The 18,846-nt window shown below is 66.1% G+C and carries 16 protein-coding genes; all 16 read right to left on the bottom strand.

Annotated elements, in window-relative coordinates; all coding sequences use genetic code 11:
* The 16 genes from dnaE to AB4Y79_RS17775 all read right to left on the bottom strand — a co-directional run bounded on the left by dnaE (position 1) and on the right by AB4Y79_RS17775 (position 18,843).
* Positions 1-3,558, bottom strand: a complete 3,558-nt coding sequence (dnaE, locus tag AB4Y79_RS17850; RefSeq protein WP_441864631.1) for a DNA polymerase III subunit alpha — start codon at positions 3,556-3,558, stop codon at positions 1-3.
* Positions 3,559-3,608: 50 nt separating this feature from the next.
* The gene (locus AB4Y79_RS17845; protein WP_441864629.1) at positions 3,609-4,535 is read right to left on the bottom strand and encodes an RluA family pseudouridine synthase; all 927 of its coding nucleotides are present in this window, start codon (positions 4,533-4,535) and stop codon (positions 3,609-3,611) included.
* The gene (lspA, locus tag AB4Y79_RS17840; protein WP_441864627.1) at positions 4,528-5,100 is read right to left on the bottom strand and encodes a signal peptidase II; all 573 of its coding nucleotides are present in this window, start codon (positions 5,098-5,100) and stop codon (positions 4,528-4,530) included. Before lspA ends, AB4Y79_RS17845 begins: the two co-directional genes overlap by 8 nt.
* A 94-nt stretch (positions 5,101-5,194) precedes the next feature.
* Positions 5,195-5,878, bottom strand: a complete 684-nt coding sequence (locus tag AB4Y79_RS17835) for a DivIVA domain-containing protein (protein WP_308931335.1) — start codon at positions 5,876-5,878, stop codon at positions 5,195-5,197.
* A gap of 176 nt (positions 5,879-6,054) precedes the next feature.
* A complete protein-coding gene (locus tag AB4Y79_RS17830) occupies positions 6,055-6,342 on the bottom strand; it encodes a YggT family protein (protein ID WP_308931336.1) in 288 nt (95 codons plus the stop codon).
* Between the two features lie 133 nt (positions 6,343-6,475).
* Positions 6,476-7,006, bottom strand: coding sequence for a cell division protein SepF (locus AB4Y79_RS17825; protein ID WP_441864622.1), 531 nt, complete (start codon positions 7,004-7,006; stop codon positions 6,476-6,478).
* 90 nt (positions 7,007-7,096) lie between these two features.
* On the bottom strand, positions 7,097-7,849 hold the full coding sequence (locus AB4Y79_RS17820) for a YggS family pyridoxal phosphate-dependent enzyme (protein ID WP_441864619.1): 753 nt from the start codon (positions 7,847-7,849) through the stop codon (positions 7,097-7,099).
* Entirely contained in the window at positions 7,842-8,531 is a 690-nt protein-coding gene (locus tag AB4Y79_RS17815; protein ID WP_441864616.1) for a polyphenol oxidase family protein, read from the bottom strand. Before AB4Y79_RS17815 ends, AB4Y79_RS17820 begins: the two co-directional genes overlap by 8 nt.
* 8 nt (positions 8,532-8,539) lie before the next feature.
* Positions 8,540-9,811: a cell division protein FtsZ gene (gene ftsZ, locus AB4Y79_RS17810; RefSeq protein WP_441864613.1), complete on the bottom strand. Its 1,272-nt coding sequence runs from the start codon at positions 9,809-9,811 to the stop codon at positions 8,540-8,542.
* Between the two features lie 185 nt (positions 9,812-9,996).
* Entirely contained in the window at positions 9,997-10,914 is a 918-nt protein-coding gene (locus tag AB4Y79_RS17805; RefSeq protein WP_441864610.1) for a cell division protein FtsQ/DivIB, read from the bottom strand.
* Positions 10,907-12,283, bottom strand: a complete 1,377-nt coding sequence (murC, locus tag AB4Y79_RS17800; RefSeq protein WP_441864607.1) for a UDP-N-acetylmuramate--L-alanine ligase — start codon at positions 12,281-12,283, stop codon at positions 10,907-10,909. The genes AB4Y79_RS17805 and murC overlap by 8 nt, the downstream gene beginning before the upstream one ends.
* The gene (gene murG, locus AB4Y79_RS17795) at positions 12,280-13,380 is read right to left on the bottom strand and encodes an undecaprenyldiphospho-muramoylpentapeptide beta-N-acetylglucosaminyltransferase (RefSeq protein ID WP_441864604.1); all 1,101 of its coding nucleotides are present in this window, start codon (positions 13,378-13,380) and stop codon (positions 12,280-12,282) included. Before murG ends, murC begins: the two co-directional genes overlap by 4 nt.
* A 6-nt stretch (positions 13,381-13,386) precedes the next feature.
* The gene (gene ftsW / locus AB4Y79_RS17790) at positions 13,387-14,712 is read right to left on the bottom strand and encodes a putative lipid II flippase FtsW (RefSeq protein ID WP_441864601.1); all 1,326 of its coding nucleotides are present in this window, start codon (positions 14,710-14,712) and stop codon (positions 13,387-13,389) included.
* Between the two features lie 2 nt (positions 14,713-14,714).
* Positions 14,715-16,292 carry a UDP-N-acetylmuramoyl-L-alanine--D-glutamate ligase gene (gene murD, locus AB4Y79_RS17785; protein WP_441864599.1) on the bottom strand — a complete coding sequence of 526 codons (1,578 nt, stop codon included), beginning with the start codon at positions 16,290-16,292 and terminating at the stop codon, positions 14,715-14,717.
* Entirely contained in the window at positions 16,274-17,383 is a 1,110-nt protein-coding gene (gene mraY, locus AB4Y79_RS17780) for a phospho-N-acetylmuramoyl-pentapeptide-transferase (protein WP_308931346.1), read from the bottom strand. The genes murD and mraY overlap by 19 nt, the downstream gene beginning before the upstream one ends.
* On the bottom strand, positions 17,380-18,843 hold the full coding sequence (locus AB4Y79_RS17775) for a UDP-N-acetylmuramoyl-tripeptide--D-alanyl-D-alanine ligase (RefSeq protein ID WP_441864595.1): 1,464 nt from the start codon (positions 18,841-18,843) through the stop codon (positions 17,380-17,382). The genes mraY and AB4Y79_RS17775 overlap by 4 nt, the downstream gene beginning before the upstream one ends.
* Positions 18,844-18,846 lie beyond the last annotated feature (3 nt).

The raw sequence follows: 18,846 nt of genomic DNA, 5'->3' as shown, positions 1-18,846 counted from the left end.
TCAGGCGTCCAGGCAGGCCGGGCCCAGCAGCACTTTCAGGTCACCGAACAGGGACGGGCTGGGGTTCACCCGCAGGTGGACCGGCAGGCCCATGATCTCCGTGCGGGTGTCACCCTGAAGGTGCAACCGCACTTCCGAATTGCCCCGGTGCGTGCGCAGCACATCCCCCAGTTCCGTGACCACGGCTTCGGTGGCCTTATAGGTGGGCATGGTGATGACCAGCGGCCCGTGCAGGCCCTCGCTCAGGTCCGGAACGGACAATTCCATGCAGTTCAAGGTGATCGCGCCGTCGTCGCGCTTTTGCAGGCGGCCCTTGACCACCACGATCAGGTCCTCGGCGAGCACGGAGGCGATGGGTCCGTAAACCTGGCCGAAGAACATGACTTCGATGGAACCGCCCAGGTCCTCGATCTCGGCCCGGGCGTAGGCGTTGCCGCTGGCTTTGGCGATGCGGCGGCTCAGCGAGGTGATCATGCCGGCGATGGTGATGATGGCGCCGTCCTGCGGCCCGTCCTCGCCGATGATGCTGGTGATGCTCATTTCCGCGTGCTGGCTCAGCAGTCCTTCGAGGCCCTGCAACGGGTGGTCCGAGACGTACAGGCCCAGCATGTCCCGCTCAAAGGACAGCTTGTCCTTCTTCTCCCACTCGGGCAGGTCCGGGATCTCGATGCTGAGCGACGCTTCCGATTCGGCTTCCTCAAAGCCGGCAAAGAGGTCGAACTGGCCGATTGCCTCGTTCCGCTTCAAGGTAATGACGGAGTCGATGGCTTCTTCGTGGATCATGGCCAGCGCACGCCGGTGGTGGCCCAGCGAGTCGAAGGCTCCGGACTTGATCAGGGATTCGATGGTCCTCTTGTTGCAGACCACCGCCGGTACCTTCATCAGGTAGTCCTTGAAGGAGGTATAGGCGCCTTCGGTCTCACGTGCGGTGACCATGGCCTCGACGGCGTTGGCACCCACATTGCGGATGGCGCCCATGCCGAAGCGGATGTCATTGCCCACAGGGGTGAAGTTCAGGGCGGACTCGTTGACGTCCGGCGGAAGCACCGTGATGCCCATGCGGCGGCATTCGTTCAGGTAGATGGCGGACTTGTCCTTGTCGTCACCCACGGAGGTCAGCAGTGCCGCCATGTACTCGGGCGCGTAGTGCGCTTTCAGGTACGCGGTCCAGTAGGAGATGACCCCGTACGCGGCGGAGTGGGCCTTGTTGAACGCGTAGTCGGAGAAGGGCAGCAGGATGTCCCAGAGGGTCTTGACCGCCTCCATCGAGTAGCCGTTGTCCTGCATGCCCTGGGAGAAGCCGGCGAACTGCTTATCCAGCTCCGACTTCTTTTTCTTGCCCATGGCGCGCCGGAGGATGTCTGCCTGGCCCAGCGAGTAGCCGGCCAGTTTCTGCGCCACGGCCATCACCTGCTCCTGGTAGACGATCAGGCCATACGTTCCGCCGAGGATTTCCTTGAGCGGTTCCTCCAGCTCCGGGTGGATGGGGATGACTTCCTGGATCCCGTTCTTGCGCAGCGCGTAGTCGGTGTGGGCGTTGGCGCCCATGGGGCCGGGACGGTAGAGCGCCAGCACGGCGGAGATGTCTTCGAAGTTGTCAGGCTTCATGAGCTTGAGCAGGGACCGCATGGGCCCGCCGTCGAGCTGGAACACGCCCAGGGTGTCACCGCGGGCCAGGAGTTCGTAGGACGGGGCGTCGTCGAGCTCGAGGTTTTCCAGGTCCAGGTCGATGCCGCGGTTCATCTTGATGTTCTCGAGGGCATCGGAAATGATCGTCAGGTTCCGCAGGCCCAGGAAGTCCATCTTGATCAGGCCAAGGCCCTCGGACGTCGGGTAGTCGAACTGGGTGATCACCTGGCCGTCCTGGAAGCGGCGCATGATGGGGATGACATCGATGATGGGGTCCGAGGACATGATGACGCCGGCCGCGTGCACGCCCCACTGGCGCTTCAGGCCTTCGATGCCCAGGGCCGTCTCGAAGACCTTGGCGGCTTCCGGGTCGGTGGCGATCAGCTGGCGGAAGTCGCCGGCCTCGCTGTAGCGCTTGGCTTCGGGGTTCTGGATGTCCGCGAGCGGAATGTCCTTGGCCATCACGGCGGGAGGCAGGGCCTTGGTCAGCGTCTCGCCCATGCTGAACGGGTAGCCCAGGACGCGGGAGGAGTCCTTGAGGGCCTGCTTGGTCTTGATGGTGCCGTAGGTGACGATCATGGCGACGCGTTCGTCACCGTACTTGCGGGTCACGTAGTCGATGACTTCCGAGCGGCGCCGGTCATCGAAGTCGACGTCGAAGTCGGGCATGGAGACGCGGTCAGGGTTGAGGAAGCGTTCGAAGATCAGGCCGTGGCGCAGGGGGTCGAGGTCGGTGATGCGCATGGCGTAGGCAACCATGGAACCTGCACCCGAGCCACGGCCGGGGCCAACGCGAATGCCGTTGTTCTTGGCCCAGTTGATGAAGTCGGCAACCACCAGGAAGTATCCGGGGAACCCCATGGACGTGATGACGCCGAGCTCGTAGTCGGCCTGCTTGCGGACCTCGTCCGGGATGCCGCCCGGGTAGCGGTACTGCAGGCCCTTGTCCACTTCCTTGACCAGCCAGGACGTCTCGTCCTCGCCGGTCGGGCACGGGAACCGGGGCATGAAGTTGGCGTCCGTGTTGAAGGACACCTCGCAGCGCTCGGCGATGAGCAGCGTGTTGTCGCAGGCGTCCGGGTGGTCGCGGAACAGCTCGCGCATTTCCTGCGGGGATTTGAGGTAGTAGCCGCTGCCGGAGAACGCAAACCGCGAACCGCCGTTGTCGTAGGTGGGTTCGAGCAGCGTGGAGCCGGACTGGATGGCCAGCAGGGCCTCGTGGGCCTTGGCATCGTGTTCGTGGGTGTAGTGGAGGTCGTTGGTGGCCACCAGCGGCAGGTTCAGGTCCTTGGCGAGCCTCAGGAGGTCGCCGGTGACCCGCCGTTCAATGTCCAGTCCGTGGTCCATGAGCTCGCAGAAGTAGTTTTCCGCGCCGAAGATGTCCCGGAATTCGGCCGCCGCCTCCAGTGCTTCGCGGTACTGGCCAAGGCGGAGCCGTGTCTGCACCTCACCGGAGGGGCATCCGGTGGTGGCGATGAGCCCTTCCGAGTAGGTGTTGAGCAGCTCGCGGTCCAGCCGCGGCCACTTGCCGAACACGGAATCAAGGGAGGCGATGGAGGAGGCCCGGAAAAGGTTCCGCATGCCCACGTTGTTGTAGCTCAGGAGCGTCATGTGGGTGTAGGAACCACCGCCGGACACGTCGTCCTTGCGCTGGGACTCATCGCCCCAGCGGACGCGTTCCTTGTCCGTGCGGGCGGTGCCGGGGGTTACGTAGGCTTCGACGCCGATGATCGGTTTGATGCCCTTGTCCGTGGCCTTGCGCCAGAAATCGAACGCCCCGAACAAGTAGCCGTGGTCGGTGGTGGCAAGGGCAGGCATGCCCAAGCGCTCGGTTTCATCGAACAGCTCGCCCAGGCGGGCGGCTCCATCCAGCATGGAATATTCGGTGTGGGTGTGCAGGTGGACAAACGAATCTTTGCTGGAACTCACCGCACTATTCTAAGCGCTGCCGCTTGGCGGCCCGGCGCAGGCTGCCCGTGTCAGGCCTGACCCGATTCCAGCACGTCCAGGGCGTAGGCCAGGTCCTGCGGGTAATCGCTGGTGACGGTGACGCGCTCCCCCGTCACCGGGTGGTCGAATCCCAGTTGGCGGGCGTGGAGCCACTGCCGGGTGAGCCCCAGGGTGGCTGCAAGGCGCGGGTCGGCACCGTAAGTGAGGTCGCCGGCGCAAGGGTGGCGGAGGGCGGAAAAGTGGACCCTGATCTGGTGCGTCCGGCCCGTTTCCAGGTGGACTTCCACCAGGCTGGCCTTGCCGAAGGCTTCCAGGACTTCGTAGTGGGTCACTGAGGGGCGGCCGTCCTCGATAACGGCAAAACGCCAGTCGTGTCCGGGGTGCCGCCCGATGGGGGCGTCGATGGTGCCTGTCAGCGGGTCCGGAAGGCCCTGCACCACCGCGTGGTACACCTTGTCCACCGTGCGCTCCTTGAAGGCCCGTTTGAGGGCCGTGTAGGCCCGCTCGGACTTCGCCACCACCATCACTCCGGACGTTCCGACGTCGAGCCGGTGCACGATTCCGGCCCGCTCGGGCGCGCCGGAGGTGGAGATGCGGTAGCCGGCGCCTGCCAGTCCGCCCACCACGGTGGGTCCCACCCAGCCGGGCGAGGGATGCGCCGCAACACCCACGGGTTTGTCGACGACGACAAAGTCCTCGTCATCCAGCAGGATCTTCAGGCCTTCCACAACTTCCTCCACGACTTCCAGCGGGTCCCGCCGCTCCGGGACGGTGACGTCAAGGACATCCCCCGCCACAAGTTTTGCCGATTTACCCAGCGGCTTGCCCCGGGTGAGCACATGGCCCTCGGACAACAGGGACGCGGCCACGGACCGTGACACACCCAGGAGGCCGGCCAGTCCGGCGTCGGCCCGTGTCCCGCCGAATTCCTCGGCGACAACGATTCGCTCACTCATGGCCGGGCTTGTCCTTGTGCGCGTTCCCCAGGCGTGTGCCGTCCAGGGCGATTCCGCGGATGGTCAGGATGCAGATGATGGCGACAGCGGACACGACGGCGGAGTCCGCGATGTTGAAGATCGCGAAGTTGGGGAGCTGGATGAAGTCCACCACGTGCCCCATGCCGAAGGAGGGTTCGCGGAAGAGCCGGTCCGTCAGGTTGCCCAGGGCGCCGCCCAGCAGCAGGCCGAGCGCGAGGGACCACCAGGCCGAGCCCAGCCTGCGGACCTGGAAGAGGATGGCGACGGCGACCCCGGCCATGATGATGGAGAACACCCACGTGACGTTCTCCCCGATCGAAAACGCGGCACCGGAGTTCCGGATGAAGTACCAGTGCAGGAGGGGCGGCAGCACAGGGATCCGTTCGCCTTCCACCATGGTGGAGGTCACCCAGAGTTTGGTCAGCTGGTCCAGGACGTAGGCAAAGACCGCGAACCCGCCGAAGAGGGACAGCAGCACAGCCCGTCGGGGGCGCGGAGAGGATGGGGCAGGGCGAGCGGCGTCGGCTGCAAGTTCGTCAGTCATGGTGCTTTCACTTCGAAAAACTTAGGTATCAATGCCAAAAGCCGGTGGCCGAGGAATCCTCAGCCACCGGCTTTCAGAATACGTGCTGCCAGGGTTAGTTCGCTTCGCTGACTTCCGGCGTCGCAACGGAACCACGGGCGTCCAGGTCGCGGAGCTGGCCCTCGATGTAGGCCTTCAGGCGCGAACGGTAGTCGCGTTCGAAGCCGCGGAGCTGCTCTACCTTGCGCTCCAGGACGGAACGCTGCTGTTCCAGTGCGCCCAGGATCTTGCGGGACTTCTCCTGTGCGTCGTTGACAAGGCTGCTGGCTTCGATCTGCGCTTCCGCGATGATCTTGTCCTTCTGGGCCTGGCCTTCGGCGACGTGGCGGTCGTGCATCTGCTGCGCCATGGCCAGCAGGCCGGCAGCGGATTCGGCGGAAGGAGTGGAGGCGGCAGACGCTGCGGGGGCGGCGGCGACCGGAGCGGCCGGCTGGACGTCCTTCTTCTTGCTGGCTTCGGCAGCCTTCGCTTCGGCTTCAGCCTTCTCGCGGGCTTCATCCTTGTCGGACTTGACCGGCGCGGGGACCTTTTCCACCACAGGTGCGGCAGCGGTGCTTGCCGGAACGCTGGAACCGGCCTCGGCGAGCTTCTTGCGGAGCTCGTCGTTTTCCTGGTTCAGGCGGCGGAGTTCAACGACGATTTCGTCCAGGAAGTCATCAACCTCGTCCTGGTCATAGCCCTCGCGGAACTTGGTGGGCTGAAAGCGCTTGTTGACAACGTCTTCTGGCGTCAAAGCCATCTGGTCACCTCACTGGTCTGGTTAGTCAGTAGGCCTTCCGGCCGTCAAAACTACGGTACCTAAATTTGGTCTGCTTACTCTAATTCAACACTGCGGTGTCAAACGGGAGGTTTCTTTGCTTTACAGTAGCTGTTCCCGGGAGGATCATCCTGCATTGCCAAGTCTTTGTTGGTGAATCAGGCCAGGTTCCTGGTGATGCTCATCGCAATGCTGACGCCGATGAACAGGATCAGGAAGCCCAGGTCCAGGGAGATGCCGCCGAGCCGGAGGGGCGGGATCATGCGCCGCAGTCCCTTGAGCGGCGGGTCGGTGATGGAGTAAACAGCGTGTGCCACCACAAGTGCCGCGCCCCGGGGCCGCCATTCCCTCGCGAACATCTGCACCCAGTCGTAGACCAGGCGGATGATGAGGGCGACGAAGAACAGCAGCAGCGCGAGATAGAGAAGTCCGAAAACAATTCCCATGACTTATTTCATATCTCCATATATCGTGCGGACATCCCGTCCGGATGCCGCGTTGTCCTGCCGTTGTCTTCTCTATTTCAGCACAGATGCCAGACAGGTGTCCCTGCCTGGCATCTGTCTGCGGCGTTGGCCTTCAGCTCTGGTTGAAGAAACTGGCCTGCGTTTCGCTGACCTTCTTGTCGTCGCCGATCACTTCGACGTAGGACGGTGAGAGCAGGAACACTTTGTTGGTCACCCGTTCGATGCTGCCGCGCAGGCCGAATACCAGCCCGGCCGAGAAGTCCACCAGGCGCTTTGCGTCTGCCTCGCCCATGTCAGTGACGTTCATGATCACCGGGATACCGTCCCGGAAACTCTCACCGATGAGCTTGGCATCGTTGTAGGAGCGGGGGTGGATGGTGGTGATCTGGCGAAGTCCGGTGTTCTCTTCACGGCTCGACGCCGCACGCTTAATCGGGGTCACAGGGGCGCGGTATTCCTCTTCAGGGGTGTAAGACGCCTCACGGCTGACTTCGCGGACCGGTGCCGGAGCACGGCGCTCATCGCGGTCGACTTCCATGGGTTCGTCCTCATCCTTACGTGTGGTCTGTTGCTCGGACTCGTAATGCTCATCGCCGTCGGCGAGCCCAAGATAGATCATTGTCTTGCGCAGAGCGCCGGCCATGGTCGACTCCTAATCGTGTCCCGTAAGCGGGCCGCCCAATGACTTGACAGCACTGGAGTCCCCCGCCCATCACTTCCAACAGGTCCGACGCTACCCCACCGCGGGACGCGATCCGAGAATATCGGAACCGATTCGCAGGTGTGTCGCCCCGAACTTGATGGCCGCCTCCAGGTCCTGGCTCATGCCTGCCGAGATGGCCGAGGCGCCCGGGTGGTCCGCCACAAGCCGGGCCGAGACAGCTGCGAGTTTCTGAAACGCCGGTTCAGGCGGGGCACCCAGTGGCGCCACCGCCATCACGCCGGCCAGGTGCAGGCCGGCGGAACCGGCGATCCTCTCCGCCAGGAGCGGCACCTCGGCCGGGGCCGCCCCGCCGCGGTGCGTACCGCCGTCGTCCTCCAGGCTGACCTGGATGAAACAGGCCAAAGGATTCCGCCCACGGGCATCCATCTCGTTCCGCACCGCTTTGGCCAAGGCGTCCACCAGCTGGACACGGTCCACTGAATGGACGGCAGCCGCGTACCGGGCCACCGACTTGGCCTTTTTGCTCTGCAGCTGGCCTACGAAATGCCAGTTGAGGGCCAGCCCGGCCAGTTCGGCTGCTTTGGCGGCCGCCTCCTGGTCCCGGTTCTCGCCGACGTCGGTGACCCCGAGCGTTGCGAGGCGACGGATGTCGGCGGCCGGGTGGAACTTGGTGACCACGATCAGCGACGGCGGCCGGTCACCGCGTCCGCTTGCCTCGGCAGCAGCAGCGATCCTGTTCCTTACCGCGGCGAGCCGCTCTGCGAGCTCGGCGGCGCGGGGATCGGGCGCCGGGTCCTGAACGTCGTGCGGATGCTCAGTCATGGCACCACACCAGCCCGGCGAAACGGCCGGTATTCGGGTCGCGGCGGTAGGAGTACAGGGTTTCAGTCTCGAGGGTGCAGGGACCGGAGTACGCCACTTCAACGCCGGCGGCCTCAAGTTGACTCCGCGCACCGGCCGGGAGGTCCAGCGCGGGTGTTCCCCAGGAGGTGGTGCTCCACGTTGCCGGCACCTTGGCGGCCACCTCCTCACGCAGGGCAGCGGGGACCTCGTAGCAGGCTCCGCAGATTGAGGGCCCCAGCCAGGCACGGATACGGGACGCCCCAAGGGACTTCATGGCGTCCACGGCGGCGGGCAGGACACCATTGGCGGTACCCGGGCGGCCGGCGTGGACTGCGGCGAGGACCGGCCCGTTGCCCGACTCCCCGGCGAGCACCACGGGAATGCAGTCCGCCACCATGACAGCCAGGGGAATGCCCCGCGACACCATAGCGTCGGCCTCGGGCACGGGAGAGTCCCACTCCATCAGGGCGACGGTGGTGCCGTGAACCTGGTTCATGAAGCGCAGTGACCGCGGGGCGGCCCCGATGGATTCCTCCAGGCGGCTCCGGTGCTCCATGACCTGCGTGGGGTCATCTCCCACGTGCAGGGCCAGGTTTCCCGCGCTGGCGTCGGTAAACGCGGCCGACACCCCGGGCAGGATGTCGGCCCGCCAATGGAACAAGCCGGTGCCTACTTCAGGAAGTCGGGGACATCCAGGTCATCCGGGTGGTTGCCGGTCAGGTCCGGCTCCACGACGGAGGGGAGGTCGACGTCGAAGCCGGAGTCGGCAGGGACAGCAGACGGACGCTGCTGGCCCCAGTTGCTCAGGCCCGCTGCGCCGACGCCGGCGTGGATGGGCTGGACGTTCTGCTGGTGGCTTCCATTGCCCTGGTGGTTTCCGCCCTGGTGGCTTCCATTGCCCTGGGGGTGGGCCGAGGCGGGAGCGGCAGCGGGGGCAGCGGGCCGCTGGGGGGCGGCCTGCGGCTGGGACTGGTCCATGGAAGGTGAAGTGGCCTTGACGTCGTCGAAGCCGGCAGCGATAACGGTGACGCGTGCTTCGTCGCCCAGGGCGTCGTCGATGACGGCACCGAAGATGATGTTGGCCTCGGGGTGGGCCACTTCCTGGACCAGCCGCGCGGCTTCGTTGATCTCGAACAGGCCCAGGTCCGAGCCGCCCTGGATGGAGAGCAGCACGCCGTGGGCGCCGTCGATGGAGGCTTCCAGCAGCGGTGACGCGATGGCCAGTTCGGCAGCCTTGACGGCGCGGTCCTCACCGCGTGCCGAGCCAATGCCCATGAGGGCCGAGCCGGCACCCTGCATCACGGACTTGACGTCGGCGAAGTCGAGGTTGATCAGGCCAGGGGTGGTGATGAGGTCGGTGATGCCCTGGACGCCGGACAGCAGGACCTGATCGGCGGAGCGGAAGGCGTCCAGCACCGAGACGTTGCGGTCGCTGATGGACAGCAGGCGGTCGTTGGGGATCACGATCAGGGTGTCCACTTCGTCGCGCAGGGCGTCGATTCCGGCCTCGGCGGAACCGGCGCGGCGCCGGCCCTCGAAGGTGAACGGACGGGTTACCACGCCAATGGTCAGAGCCCCGAGGGAGCGTGCAATGCGGGCGACGACGGGCGCGCCGCCGGTGCCCGTCCCGCCGCCTTCGCCGGCGGTCACGAAGACCATGTCGGCGCCGCGGAGGACTTCCTCGATCTCGTCCGCGTGGTCCTCGGCAGCCTGCTTCCCCACCTCCGGGTTGGCGCCGGCCCCCAGGCCGCGGGTCAGCTCGCGCCCGACGTCGAGCTTGACGTCGGCGTCGCTCATCAGCAGGGCCTGGGCGTCGGTGTTGATGGCGATGAATTCAACACCCCTGAGGCCGACCTCGATCATGCGGTTGACTGCGTTCACGCCACCGCCGCCGATGCCGACGACTTTGATGACGGCCAAGTAATTCTGCGGAGCTGCCACGTTACGTGTCCCTTGTTCGTGTCTGTATTGCGAAAACTGATGGTGAGCTTGAAGCCTGCAACCTTAACCTTCGACTTGAAGGTTATAGTTATGTCAAGTAACTCATGTCTGTGACGGTATTTCCTCTGGTTCCGACATTCAATAACCGGGTCCGCGTGTCGGATTAATACCGGGAAAGAAAGCGCTCAGCGCGTCACGGGGTGCCGGGGCACACTGACATCGTAGACCCTGACGGGATTCTTCGGATCCGCCGGAACCTTGAGCAGTGCGGCCAGCACCTTGGCCTTAAGTTCCTTCTCCGAGGCGTTGCCCCACACAACCGTCTGGCCCTCCACGAGCTTCAGCTCCACGGCGTCCACGGACTGGGCCGAGGCATTCGAAAGCCTGGCCAGCACATCCGCCGGCAAAGCACCCAGGACTGCTGCCGTTGCACGGAAAAGGTCCTGGCCGATTGCGCCGGCGCCGCCGTCAATCACCGGCAGGGACGCCGAGCCCGGGTCGGCCGTGGTGGCCAGCTGGACGCCGTCGACGTCCACCAGCTGGTACTGCTCCCCCTGCTTGACCAGGGCCACCGGAATCCGCTCATGCACGGCGATGGCCAGCGTGGAGGGCGGCCGTGCCTCGACCGAGACGGACTTGACCTGAACCAGGGGCCCGAGGAGGCCGCGCACGTCGTCGTCACTGATCTGCGGCAGCGGCTTGCCGCGGAGGGGTTCCAGTGCGGCCTGCACCTGGGCGGGCGTCAGCAGCCGGGTGCCACTGACCGAGATGGTCTGCAGGGCGAGGACGGGCGAATAGATGGCCCCGGCGAGGAGTCCCGCCACGAGCACCAGCACGGTGCCGATCGCAAGCAGGACTTTCTTCCGGCGCCGCTTGGCTTTAGGCTCCGGAAACGCCAGGACCGTCGCACCGGCAGGTTCCTGCGCCTTGGCCGGTTTTTGCACGGTCTGCTCAGGAATGCTGCGGGAAGCGGTAATGACATCGCCACCGGCGGGACGGGGTGCGTCTTTCTCCGGGTCCTTCCGGGCGCCGGTGCCCGCTGCAGCGCCAGTACGGTTGTTCCGCTTCGGAGGAGCGTAGGTGGGGCGGCGGGAGCTAGGCATCCAGCGCCTCCACTATCCGGGGGCCGTAGGCGGTGACGTCACCGGCACCGACGGTCAGGACGACGTCGCCATCACCGGCCGCTGCTGCCAGGGTGGCGACGGCGTCGGCGGCGGCCACCAGCCGTCCTCCGCCAGTGAGGTGGTCGGCGATGAGCTGGCTCGTGACGCCCGGAATGGGGTCCTCCCTGGCCGGGTAGATGTCCAGGACCAAGGCGGTGTCCGCCAGGTTCAGGGCGTCGGCGAACTGGGCGGCGAACTCCCTGGTCCGGGAGAACAGGTGCGGCTGGAAGAGCACGTGGACCTTGTGGTCTCCGGCTACGGAGCGGGCCGCGGCAAGGGCAGCGCGGACTTCCGTCGGGTGGTGGGCGTAGTCGTCGAAGACCCGCACCCCCCGGGCTGTGCCTTTCAGTTCGAAACGGCGGGAGGCGCCCGCGAAGCTGGCAAGGCCGGCCGCGGCGGCCGCCGGCTCCACGCCGAGTTCAAGGGCCACGGCAAACGCTGCTGCGGCGTTGAGTGCGTTGTGCCGGCCTGGAACCTGCAGGGCAAGCGCCCACTGCCCGGCGGAGGTTGCGACGGCCAACTGGCCCGGACCGTCGTCGATAAGCCGTATATCCGCCGCCTCGTTGGTGCCGTACAGGACCACGCGCGTGGCGCCGCCGTCCCGAGTCCTTTCCGCGAGGGCCAACGCCCCGGCGTCGTCTGCACAGGCGACCAGGAGCCCGTCAGCGGGCAGCAGGGCGGTGAACCGGTCGAACGACTCGTAGACCGCCTCGGCCGTGCCGTAGTAGTCGAGATGGTCCGGCTCGACGTTGGTGACGACGGCGATGCGGGGCCGGTAGTTCAGGAAGGAGCCGTCGGATTCATCGGCTTCCGCTACGAAGATGCCGGAGGTCCCGTGGGCGGCGTTGACGCCCAGGGCAGGAATATTCGCACCCACGGCAAAAGAAGGGTCCAGGCCGGCGGCCCGCAGCAACACCGTGATCATGGACGTGGTGGTGGATTTTCCATGCGTTCCCGCCACTGTCACCACGGCGTCGTCCCCCATGGTGGCTGCCAGGGCTTCGGAGCGGTGGAGTACGGGCAGCCCCGCCTGCTTCGCGGCAGCCACTTCCGGGTTGTCTTCCCTGATGGCGGACCCGGCCACCACTGTCTGCGCGTCCCCCAGGTTCTCCGCGGCGTACCCGATCGCGATGCGGGCACCGGCCGCCGCGAGGTCCGCCATGACGGGCAGGTCCTTGGCATCGGATCCGCTGACCGGGACCCCGCGCGCCACCATGATCCGGGCCACGGCGGACATGCCCACTCCCCCGATGCCGATGAAGTGCACCTTGCCGAGGGTGTCAGGGCGTGCGTTGGTGTGGGGATTCATGCGGATACCGCTTCCAGGACAAGACCAGCCATCCGCTGGTCGGCGTTTCGGATACCGAGCCGGTAGGACTTGGCTTCCATGGCGGCGAGCCGTGCTTTGTCCGCGATCAGGGGGATCAGTTCGCGTGCCACCCAGTCGGGCGTGAAATCACGGTCGGCCACCAGCAGCGCGCCGCCTGCGGCCACCAGGCCCGCCGCGTTCAGGGCCTGTTCACCGTTGCCGATGGGCAGCGGCACCAGGACCGCGGGAACGCCAACGGCAGCCACCTCGCAGACAGTGGCGGCGCCCGAACGTGCCAGCAGAAGGTCTGCTGCGGCGTAGGCGAGCTCCATGCCATCGATGTACTCCACCTGCCGGTACCCGTCCGCCGTGAGGGGCTGGCCGGCCTCGTCCAGCACGGTCTTGCCGCGGCCGGTGACATGCAGTGTCTGGATGCCGGCCCCGGCCAGCCGGCCCACCGCGGCGGCGATGGTCCGGTTGATGCTTTGCGCCCCGGAAGACCCGCCGGTGACGATCAGCGTCGGCTGTTGGGGATCGAGCCCCAGGGCTGCCCGGGCCGCGGTCCGCGCGCTCTTCCGGTCCAGCCCGGAGATTTCCTTCCGCATGGGCATGCCGACGTGGACGGCATGCCTAAGCGGGGTGCCCTCGAATGCCACGGCAACCGTGCCGTTGAGGAATGCTCCCACGCGGTTGGCCAAACCCGGGCGTGCGTTGGCTTCGTGGATCACCACGGGGATGCGGCGTTTGCGTGCCGCCAGGTACATCGGGGTGCACACGTACCCGCCCACTCCCACCAGCACATCGGCGTTGGCCCGGTCCAGGATTGCGCCGGCCTGGCGGACCGCACCGGCCAGCCTGCCGGGCAGGCGGAACAGATCCGCTGACGGCTTCCGCGGAAAGGGCACACGGTCGATCGTGGCCAGTTGCACGCCGGCAGCGGGAACCAGGCGGGTTTCCATCCCCGATGGCGTTCCGACAGCGAGGATTTCCGCCCCCGGTGCTTCGTTCCGGAGGGCCGCGGCGATGGCGAGGAGCGGGCTGATGTGGCCGGCTGTTCCGCCGCCGGCCAGGACGATAGAGGGGGTGGCTGGTGTCATCTCGGGTTATGCACGCTTTCTGGAATTCTTTGGTTGGCTCTTGTCACGGTTTTTCCTGGCCTTGAACTTCAGCATCCGTTTGGGCCGCATGGCAGGTGCCATCTGTTCGCGGGCCAGCGACAGAACCACGCCCACGGCGCACAGCGACATCAGCAGGGCCGAGCCGCCGTAGGAGATAAACGGCAGGGGCACGCCGATGACGGGCATCAGGCCGGTGACGACGGACATGTTCACCGTGGCCTGGCCCAGGAGCCACACCATGATGGTGCCTGCCAGGACGCGGTGGAACATGTCTTCCTGTGCCACCACAACGCGGTAGATGGCAGCGCCCAGGATGGCGAACAGGACCAGTACGACGACGGTCCCCACCAGGCCGAGTTCCTCGCCAATGATGGCGAAAATGAAGTCGTTGTGGGCTTCGGGGATCCAGCTGTATTTTTGCCGGCTCTGCCCCAGGCCGACGCCGAGCCAGCCTCCGGAGGCGAGGCCGTAGAGGCCGTTGGTTGCCTGGTAGTTGGCGTCGACGCCGTCAGCACAGGACTGCCCGGTCCACCACGACGTGATGCGGCACATGCGGTTGGAGCTGGTGACGGCCATGAAGGCGGTCCCTGCGGCGGCGATGAGTCCGGCGATCCCGAAGAGGTAGAGCGGCACGCCGGCGAAAAAGAGGGCGGCGGCCATGATCATCATGATGATCATGGCCGTGCCGAGGTCGTTGCCCACCAGGATCAGGACGATGACGACGGCGGCCATGGGCACGGCGGGAACCAGCACGTGCTGCCAGCGGCTGAGCAGCCGGCCTTTCATAGCCAGGACCGTTGCCATCCAGAGGGCAAGGGCAAGCTTGGCTGCCTCGGAGGGCTGGAAGGTGATGCCGCCGACGTCGATCCAGTTCTTGTTGCCGTTGATTTCGGAGCCCACCACCTGGACCAGCCCCAATAACAGCACGGCGGCCCCGACGGCGGGCCAGGCCAGCCGCTTGAGCCACACCACGTTGACGCGCGAGAGGACGAACATGGTGAAGATCCCGATCGCCGCGAAGCCACCCTGTTTCAGGGCATCGCCGTAGGGGGATTTACCGGCGGCGATCGATTCGACGCTGGAGGCGGAGAGGACCATCATGATCCCAATGGCGGTCAGCGCCAGGGTGGCACCGAGGATCAGGTAGTAGGTGGAGCCGTTCCTGGAGGTTCCGGTGCCCTCCAGGGCGGACCAGAATTTATGGTGGAGGGCCCGCAGTTTCGTCCCGGCTGAAGCCGGCGGCCGCGCGGCCTTGGCTGCGGAGCCGGAGCGCGGCTTGCTGCCCTGCGGCCGGGTGGGCGTGCTGACCATTGTTACTCCTCGCCGGTCTGGGCCTGCCCTTCCACCAGCTCGCGGACAGCGTCGATGAATGTACCACCACGGTGAGCGTAGGAAGAGAACTGATCCATGGAGGCCGCGGCCGGGGCCATCAGCACGGTGTCGCCTGATTCGGCGAGCCGGGCTGCTGACGCGACGGCCCGGGTCATCACCAGTTCTCCGTTGACGGGGGAACCGGCCGGTGTGGCACCGGGCGCCGAAGCAGTCTCCACGTCTTCAGTGTCGCCCGCTTCCGGCTCGATGACCGGGACATCGGGCGCGTGTCGCCGGAGGGCCTCACGCAGGGGGCTCCTGTCTGTTCCGATCAGGACCACCGCCTTGAGCCGGGCGGAGTGCTGCCTGACGAGATCCTCGTAGCTGACGCCCTTTGACAGTCCGCCGGCTATCCAGACCACCTTGGTGAAGGCCGAGAGGGACGCCGAGGCGGCGTGCGGGTTGGTGGCTTTGGAGTCGTTGACCCAGAGGACGCCGTTCAAGCGGGCCACGGGCTGGATGCGGTGGTCCCCCGGGACATAGTCCAGGATGCCCTGGCGGACGGCCTTGGCGTCAACACCGTAGGCGCGCACCAGGCCGGCAGCGGCGAGGGCGTTGGCGACCATGTGTCGCGGTGCCAACGGTCCGAGGTCGGCCATGGACGCAAGTTCCGCTGCGCTGTCCCGCCGTTCTTCGATGAAAGCCCGGTCCACCAGCAGACCTTCCACGACGCCGAGCATGCTGATGGCGGGGGTGACCGTGGTGAAGCCTACCGCGCGGCAGCCTTCCACGACGTCGGCGTTTTCCACCATCCGCTCGGTTTCAATCTGCTCGGCGTTGTAGATGCACGCTCTTTGGGTGTGCTCGTAAACCTTGGCCTTGTCCGCCAGGTAGGAATCGTAGGAGCCGTGCCAGTCCACGTGGTCCTCAGCGACGTTGAGGCACACGCTGGCCACGGGTGAAAGCGATTCGGCCCAGTGCAGTTGGAAGCTGGAGAGCTCGACTGCGAAGACATCGTAGTCAACCGGGTCGCGGAGGGCATCGAGGATGGGTGTGCCGACGTTGCCGACCGCGATGGCTTTGAGCCCGGCGGCCCGGAGCATAGATTCCGTAAGACCCACAGTGGTGGTCTTTCCGTTCGTCCCCGTGATGGCCAGCCAGTCCGCCGTCTTCCGGCCTTCCCTGATCCGTACGCGCCAGGCAAGCTCGACGTCCCCCCATACCGGGATGTGCGCACGGGCCGCGGCCGCGAGAAGGGCCTGGTCCGGGCGCCAGCCAGGCGAAGTGACAATGAGTTCCGGGAGTTCGCCGTCAATCCGGGGAATATGCGTGACGGCATCCGGGCCCAGCAGGACGTCGGCGGCACCAACGATTTTCAGGGTGTCGGCATGTGCCCGCGCCGTGTCGCTGGTGGCCGCATCCACCACCACCACTCGCGCGCCAAGTTCGATCAGGGTGTCTGCCGCTGCGAACCCGGAGACGCCGATGCCGGTGACGGCAACGCGCAGGCCGGCCCAGTCGGAGTCCCAGGAGACGAGGTTGGCCAGGCGGGAGGAAACGGTCACAGCAGTACAACCCATTCAGCGTAGAAGATGCCCAGGCCCACGGCGACGAAGAGTCCGCCCAGGATCCAGAACCGGACCACAACGGTGACCTCGGCCCACCCCTTGAGTTCGAAGTGGTGCTGCAGCGGCGCCATCTTGAACACGCGCTTTCCGCCCGTGGCCTTGAAGTAGCCCACCTGGATGATGACGGACAGGGTGATCAGCACGAAGAGACCGCCGACGATGCCCAGGAGAAGTTCGGTCCTGGACAGGATTGCGAATCCGGCCACCGCTCCACCGATGGCAAGGGAGCCGGTGTCGCCCATGAAGATCTTGGCCGGTGAGGTGTTCCACCAGAGGAAGCCCACCAGGGCTGCACTCAGGATCGCCGCAAGCAGGGCGAGGTCCAGCGGGTCCCTGACGGAGTAGCAGCCGCTGCCGGCTTCCCGTGGAGACCCGCACGCCTGGTTGCTCTGCCATATGCCCATGAGCGTATATGCACCGAACACCATGATGGAGGCGCCCGCGGCCAGGCCGTCCAGGCCGTCGGTGAGGTTGACGCCGTTGGTGGCCGCCGTGACGATCAGGTTGGACCAGATGACGAACAGGATCGCACCCAGGACTGTTCCACCGAAGGCGAGGTCCAGCCACGGCAGGTCGCGGACCAGGGAGATCTTGGTGGACGCCGGAGTGAGTCCTGCGTCGTTGGGGAAGTTCAGGGCCAGGATGGCGAAGATGATGCCGACGGCGGCCTGGAGGATCAGCTTCGCTTTGGCGTTGAGGCCAAGGCTCCGTTGCCGCGAGATCTTGATGAAGTCGTCCAGGAATCCCACCAGGCCCATGCCCACCATCAGGAACAGCAGGATGAGGGCCGAGGCGGAGGGGCCAGGCGAGTCGGGGTTCATCATCAGCATGATGAGGTGGGTCAGCCCGTAGCTGAGCAGAACCGCCGCCACCACGACGGTGCCGCCCATGGTAGGCGTTCCGCGTTTGGTGTGGTGCGAGGTTGGACCGTCGTCGCGGATGAACTGGCCGTAGCCGCGGCGCACCAGCAGTCGGATGAACAGCGGGGTGCCGACGAGGGCGCAGAGCAGGGCAAGGCCCGCACCGATCAGGAGAGCAATCACAGCAGAGTGCTCCTTTCGTCGGCAGGTGTCGGGGATGTGGGTAATGCTATCCGATCGCCCAAATGGCGAAGCCCAACGCTGTTGGAGGACTTGAACAGCACGAGGTCCCCTGGTTGGAGCTCGGCGCCAAGGATTTGGTAGGCCTCATCGGCGGTTTCGGCGAAGAGGCATTCGTCGCCCCAGGATCCTTCCTGGACGGCGGACACGTAAAGGGCCCGGGCTTCGCGGCCAACCACCAGCAGCCTGGAGATGTTGAGGCGTACCACCTGGGTGCCGACTGCCGTGTGCTCCCGGATGGAGTCCTCACCGAGTTCGAGCATGGCCCCCAGGACGGCCCAGGTCCGGCGGCCCCGGCCAAGGTCGGCAAGGGTGCGCAGGGCTGCACGCATCGACTCCGGGTTGGCGTTGTAGGCGTCGTTGATGATGGTGACGCCGTCCGGCCGTTCGGTCCGCTCCATGCGCCAGCGGCTGGCGGCGGCCTGGTTGCTCAGTGATTCTGCGATATGGTTCCCCGGCACCCCTGCGGCCCAGGCGGCTGACGCTGCTGCCAGCAGGTTGCCTGTGTGATGGGCGCCGATGAGCCGGCTGCGGACGTGGCGTGGGGATTCGCCGTCCGGCAACTGGAGATCGAATTCCGGGCAGCCTTCAGCGTTGGTGTCGGCATTCAGTGCCTGCACCTGGGCATCCGGGCGGCCTTCTGCGGAGAACCCGAGGACTGCCGCGGAGGTCCGGCTGCGCATCGCCGCGACGCGTTCGTCGTCAAGGTTGATAATCGCGGTGCCTGCAGCGGCAAGTCCTTCAACCATCTCGCCCTTGGCCAGGGCGATGTTCTCCACTCCCCCGAACTCGCCTGCGTGTGCCGTTCCGACGGCGAGGACAACTCCGATGTCGGGCTTGACCATCTCCGCCAGGTAACGGATGTGGCCGACGCCCGTGGCGCCCATTTCGATGACCAGGTAGCGGGTGTCGGTCCCGGCCCGGAAGACCGTCAGCGGAACGCCCACCTCACCGTTGTAGGACCCCTGGGGCGATACGGTCGTCCCCTGGGTGGCGAGTACCCCCGCCAGCAGGTCCTTGGTGGTGGTCTTGCCGGCCGAACCGGTAATGCCAACAACCGTCAGCTGGTCGCCTGCTTCTGCCCGTGCGGCACGGATCCGGCGGACAGCTTCAGCGGCCAGGGCGCCCATGGCAAGGACGGCGTCGGCAACCAGGACCGTCGGGTAGCCCGTGCCGTCCGGCGCGGCGACGGGGCGTTCGACGAGGGCCAGGACGGCTCCGGCGGCAAAGGCGGCGTCCAGGAAGTCGTGGCCGTCGGCCTGCTCGCCCGGCTTCGCGACGTAGAGCGAACCCTGCGTGGCTTCGCGTGAATCCGTCACCACCGAAAGGGGCGTAATTCCGGGATCGGCGTCCAGGCGCCCGTTGGTGATTTCGGCGATTTCCGCCGCAGTAAATGCAATCATCTC

The organism is Pseudarthrobacter sp. YAF2, assembly GCF_052113345.1.
Lineage (GTDB): Bacteria > Actinomycetota > Actinomycetes > Actinomycetales > Micrococcaceae > Arthrobacter.
Note: the sequence above shows the minus strand (reverse complement) of the source record. Positions and strands in the feature narration are given on the sequence as shown.